This window comes from uncultured Varibaculum sp., from assembly GCF_902489465.1.
In the GTDB taxonomy this organism is placed as follows: Bacteria; Actinomycetota; Actinomycetes; order Actinomycetales; family Actinomycetaceae; genus Varibaculum.
Genome location: NZ_CABTZZ010000063.1, coordinates 1 through 5049 on the forward strand (window position 1 = coordinate 1; position 5049 = coordinate 5049).

Annotated in this window: 5 protein-coding genes; 4 read left to right on the plus strand and 1 reads right to left on the minus strand. The window is 54.0% G+C overall.

Annotated elements, in window-relative coordinates; all coding sequences use genetic code 11:
- The first annotated feature begins 122 nt into the window (after positions 1–122).
- The gene (gene pth, locus RDM26_RS08340) at positions 123–719 is read left to right on the plus strand and encodes an aminoacyl-tRNA hydrolase (protein ID WP_307738498.1); all 597 of its coding nucleotides are present in this window, start codon (positions 123–125) and stop codon (positions 717–719) included.
- 22 nt (positions 720–741) lie between these two features.
- On the opposite strand, the gene RDM26_RS08345 is transcribed toward pth, so the two are convergent.
- Positions 742–1851: a hypothetical protein gene (locus RDM26_RS08345; RefSeq protein WP_307738499.1), complete on the minus strand. Its 1110-nt coding sequence runs from the start codon at positions 1849–1851 to the stop codon at positions 742–744.
- A 74-nt stretch (positions 1852–1925) separates the two neighbouring features.
- Between RDM26_RS08345 and rimP the strand changes: the two genes are divergently transcribed.
- The 3 genes from rimP to RDM26_RS08360 form a co-directional block, all read left to right on the plus strand.
- The gene (rimP, locus tag RDM26_RS08350) at positions 1926–2390 is read left to right on the plus strand and encodes a ribosome maturation factor RimP (protein WP_307738500.1); all 465 of its coding nucleotides are present in this window, start codon (positions 1926–1928) and stop codon (positions 2388–2390) included.
- A 17-nt stretch (positions 2391–2407) separates the two neighbouring features.
- Complete coding sequence (gene nusA, locus RDM26_RS08355; RefSeq protein ID WP_307738501.1) at positions 2408–3400, plus strand: transcription termination factor NusA; 993 nt, start codon at positions 2408–2410, stop codon at positions 3398–3400.
- Between the two features lie 304 nt (positions 3401–3704).
- The coding region (locus RDM26_RS08360) for a translation initiation factor IF-2 N-terminal domain-containing protein (RefSeq protein WP_307738502.1) at positions 3705–5049 on the plus strand (1345 nt) is incomplete at its 3' end.

Genomic DNA, 5049 nt, shown 5'->3' on the forward strand with positions numbered 1-5049 from the left:
TAGACAAATACGATCTATAATATACACTCTATAATATTTAATGTCTAAATTACTTACAATTTAAAAATAAATAAATTTACTAGACATTACACGTTGCACTGTATATGGGTTTGGGGGTTGAAATGAAACCGTCTTGGCTGGTGATTGGCCTGGGCAATCCAGGAGAAAAATACGCGGGAACCCGCCATAATGCCGGTCATCTGACGATTGACCACTTGGCACAAGCCCAAGGAGAACAGCTACGACGCCATAAAACCGGCTGCCAGGTAGCAACTTTACACCTGGGAATGCTAGGCACTCCCGGGCCGGCGGTGTACCTGGCGAAGCTGGATTCCTATATGAATACCTCAGGAATTCCCACCGCTAAACTGGTGAAGTTTTTCGGGATTGACCCCGCACAAAACTTGCTGATAGTCCACGATGAACTGGATCTAGCTGCCTACGATTTACGGCTTAAACGCGGAGGCGGCGAAGGCGGTCACAACGGTCTGCGCTCCATCAGTCAGAACCTGGGAACTAAAGACTATGCGCGCCTGCGGATCGGGATTGGTCGTCCTCATCCTCGGCAAAATCCCGCCGACTATGTGCTTTCCCGTTTTCCCCGCGGGGAACAAGGAGCCCTTAAAGAGGCTTTAGAGCGCGCTGGACAAGCGATAACCGAAGTGGTGACCCAGGGTTTTATACGGGCGCAACAGCGTCTGAACTCTCACGATTTTTAGTACCGTTAAATGGGTAGCTACCCTAGTTATCGGCTGAGGCAGGGCTGGTTTTTACTTTCGCGTCGTTCGCGGTCAGCCCGGGGAGCGGTCCCGCATCATGCCCTAATTGGGCTTGTAAATCCACCAAACTAGCCAGGGTGGGAGATAGTAGTGCCTGTTGCACATCCGGAACCAGGGGAAGTAAATCCATCTGCACTTGGCAGGCAAGCCCTATCCCTTTCGCAATTGCGGGCTTATCGGCACCGCTAAAACCGGAGTAGGGCTGATAGGCCGCTTCGCGCGGATCAGAATCTAACTGAGCGACTAGCTGTTGTATCTGGCGCAGCAGCAGGGGAGTGAGCACGTTAGAAACCAGGTTTTTTAACTGTATATCCTGGCTTTGCGCAACATTTTTCTCGATATTAAAGCGCAGGGAATCCAGTTGTTTAATACTGCGGGAAATCTCGTTTTTTTGCTGCTGACTTAAGGGTCTGTTGGCTTGATTCTGCTGGGTTTTGGCGGCTGGGGTGGCGGGGTGCCACTTACCTTCCCGGTAGCTTTGCGTCGCCAGCGGGGTGGTTTGGGCAGGCGGTAGTGTTAGGGAAGAAGCAGCCGCGATTTGCTTGCTTTCCCGCTCCATAGCCACCCCGGTAGCGAATAGCACTTTTGCTAAGTCCTCGGTTTCCTCAGCGCGCGCGGTATCGTCCTCATTGCCCCCACTAGCGGCTAGCTGCTGGCGCGATAGTAAAATAAGTGCCCCGGCGTCATTTAAGATATCAGCCTGGCAATCTGCCAGTTTATGGACTAAGGCTTGTCCATTTCCGGGGACGCGATAGTCAGCAGGCTCTGGCAGGTTCTCTGATTTTCCTTTGCCTGAAAGTTTCACTTCCTGGGTAGGCCAGCGTTGCCCCAGAACTTTACTGCGGGCGGTGAAATGATTTTTGAATCCTGCTAGCTTCGGGTCAGAGCCAAAAACAGTTTCGATGCCGCTGGTGATAGCTTCTTGACAGGAACTGGCGCGATAGCGTGCCATCTGGGTTAGGCTCGCGGTGATTGAGTCGCCGGAACCATCATCAATCCGCACCCCGCAGCCAGAAAGGCTCAGCGAAGCAACTAACAGCCCAGTAAGGGGCACAATCCAGGTTTTTTTCATCAAAGTTAAGTTTGCCACGGGTAACATGTTTTTTGAAATGATAAAACTGTGAGGCGAACAAGAGACGAGGAAAAATGACGAAACCGAGCACCAATTTGGAAAATGAACTTGTTGATCTGCTGCGCCCAAATTGTGAAGCGGCCGGCCTTTACCTAGAGGAAGTATCGTTAAAGCGAGCCGGGAAATACACTCGTCTGGTGGTGACGGTGGATTTACCTCGCGGACCGGGCGCTGTGAATGAAGAACAGCTTTCGCAGGTAACTTTGGAGATTTCCCGGCATTTAGATGAAGCTGACCCGATTAAAGGAACCTATAACCTGGAGGTCTCTACCCCGGGGATTGAGCGTCCCTTAAAGGAGGAACGCCAGTTTTCTAGGGCAATCGGGCATCGCGTAAAGGTGAAAATATGTGATGGTACCCGCGAAGAGGGTAAGCTGGTGGATACAACAACTGAAGACATCGAATTGGAAACTGCCGCTGGCCGGCGCACTATCGCTTTAGCAGATATTACGCACGCCCAAATGGTGGTGCAGTTCTAAGGCTCGTAAGGAGCATCATGGATATTGATATGGCCGCTTTACGAATGGTAGAAGCGGAGAAGGGCGTCAGTCTCGATACCCTTATGGCTGCTATCGAAGACGCTTTACTAAAGGCGTACCACAATGCCCCGGGAGCACTTGAGGACGCGCGGGTAGAAGTCGATCGCAAAAATGGCCATGTAATGGTGATGGCAGCGGAGATCGATGAGGACGGCAATAAGATCGGCGAATTTGATGACACTCCGTCAGGGTTCGGGCGGATCGCTACTACCACTGCCCGCTCCATTATTATGCAGCGGCTACGGGAGGCCGAGGACGAGCAGGTGTTGGGCTCTTTTAGAGACAAAAAGGGAGAAGTGGTTTCCGGGATTATCCAGCAGAGCCGAGATAAAGATGTCGTGGTGGTAAAAGTTGGCGAATTCGAGGCGGTTTTGCCGAAAGCCGAACAGGTTCCGGGAGAGCAATATCGTCACGGGCAGTGGATCCGGGCAGTAGTGGTAAAAACTACGCTGGGTGAAAAAGGGGCACGGATCGAGGTTTCGCGCCGCCACCCGGATCTGGTGCGGGGGCTGTTTTCTCGGGAAGTTCCGGAGATCACCTCGGGAGATGTGGTGATTGAGTCGGTGGCGCGAGAGGCTGGCTACCGTACCAAGATCGCGGTGCGTTCTGCTCGTCCCAATATCAATGCTAAAGGGGCTTGTATCGGGCCGATGGGACGGCGAGTGCGAGCCGTGATGAATGAGCTTAACCACGAAAAAATCGATATTATCGATTATTCCGAGGACGTGGCTACTTTCGTTGCTAATGCGCTCTCACCTGCGCATGTTACGTCTGTCACGGTAGAACCAGCCGAGCATGTATTGGCACATGTGGTGGTACCAGATTTCCAGCTTTCATTAGCTATCGGCAAAGAAGGACAAAACGCGCGTCTAGCTGCTCGTTTAACGGGAGCAAAGATTGATATTAGGTCTGATATGGAACCTGAAACAGCCAGTGAGGAAGCGCAATAACCGATTTCTGTGTGCTCGCCCTACTGTAGGTGGCTTCGGCTTATTGCGCTCAAGGCGCTAGTATAGATATCGGAACCTAACTTTGGTTGCAATGGACGCACCGGTTCTAGGCTTTGCCTCGGCCGGTGCTTTCTTGTGACTAGGCTAGGGTCGTTTAAGTAAGGTTACCGGCATCTACCCCCAGTGGATGCCCGATACAGGAAAGCAGGGTTGGAAGCTGATGGTCACCCGATGAGCAACCAGCGATGATCTGCCAATTTAAGCAATAGCCTGCTCCATGCTGGGCAGGCCAGCAAGGAGAATTGTGGCAAAACTTAGAGTTCATGAGTTAGCGAAAGAGCTCGGAACCACTTCGAAAATTGTGCTGCAGGCACTAAAAGAGTCGGGGGAGTTCGTTAAAAGCGCGTCCTCGACTATTGAGGCTCCGGTGGCGCGCAAAATGCGAGAGCATTTTGCCAAGCTAGCGGAAGAGGTAGAAACGGCAGCACCCAAGGTGAAAGCGGCAAAGAAGAAAGTCGCTAGTTCCGCCGCTAAAACCAAAGTTGCGAAGGCGCGGGCGGCTAAGGACGCGAAAGTAGCTGCCCCCAAACCGGCGGATTCAAAAGAGCCGGAAAGCGATGCGGCTAAGGCGCAGCCGGAGAATAAAGTAGAAGCGCCTACCCCTGCTAAAAAACCTGCCACTAGCGCAGCGCCTAAACCAGGGCCGAAGCCGGCCGCTAAGCCGGCTGCGAAACCAGCCAAGGCGAAGTCGCCTGAAAAATCGGCGCGTCCAGGTCCTAAACCCGGTAAGACGGGTGCTAAACCTGGCCCCAAACCGGCTCCGCGTCCGGGCGGTCCGCGCCCGGGTAACAATCCTTTTGCTTCAGCGCAGGGAATGCCGCGTCCGGGCGGTCCGCGCCCAGGAAATAATCCTTTTGCTTCAGCGCAGGGAATGCCGCGTCCAGGCGGCAGTTCTGGTGGGCAACGTAAGAACGCCGGTCGGGGTCGTCCCGGGCGGGGAAATCGGCGTGGCTCGAGTGCAACTCCAAATGTGATGCCGGCGCATTCTGCGACGGCTCCTATGATGGATCAACCGGCTCCCTCCCGCGGTCAGCGCCGCGGTGGAGGTGGGCAAGGTGGTCCTGGTGGTTCTGGCGGTCCGGGTCGTCCCGGCGGCCACCGGATGAACAATCGTGGTCGCGGCGGTTTTGGTGCCACCCAAGGCGCATTCGGTCGCGGCGGATCCTCGAAAGCGAAACGCCGTAAGTCCAAACGCGCGAAACGCGCCGAGTATGAGCAACAAACTGCTCCCAAGATTGGCGGCGTGCAGGTTCCTCACGGGGATGGCTCTACGCCATTACGTCTGCGTTCGGGAGCTTCACTAGCGGATATGGCAGATCGGATCGATTGCGATCCCGCATCCTTGGTGACTGTTCTCATGACCTTGGGGGAGATGGCTACCTCTAACCAGTCTTTGGACGAAGATACTTTGATGACCCTCGGTTCCGAACTGGGTTATCAAGTACAGGTAGTCTCGCCAGAGGACGAAGACCGCGAGCTGCTGGAATCCTTTGATATTGACCTGAAAGAGGAAGAGCAAAGCGATGAAGAGGACGCCCTGCCGCGTCCTCCGGTGGTTACGGTTATGGGTCACGTTGACCACGGTAAAA

Bases quoted from the DNA above. Each gene is read 5' to 3' on its own strand.
- RDM26_RS08345 (WP_307738499.1), bottom strand. From the start codon at position 1,851: ATGAAAAAAACCTGGATTGTGCCCCTTACTGGGCTGTTAGTTGCTTCG.
- rimP (WP_307738500.1), top strand. From the start codon at position 1,926: ATGACGAAACCGAGCACCAATTTGGAAAATGAACTTGTTGATCTGCTG.
- nusA (WP_307738501.1), top strand. From the start codon at position 2,408: ATGGATATTGATATGGCCGCTTTACGAATGGTAGAAGCGGAGAAGGGC.
- pth (WP_307738498.1), top strand. From the start codon at position 123: ATGAAACCGTCTTGGCTGGTGATTGGCCTGGGCAATCCAGGAGAAAAA.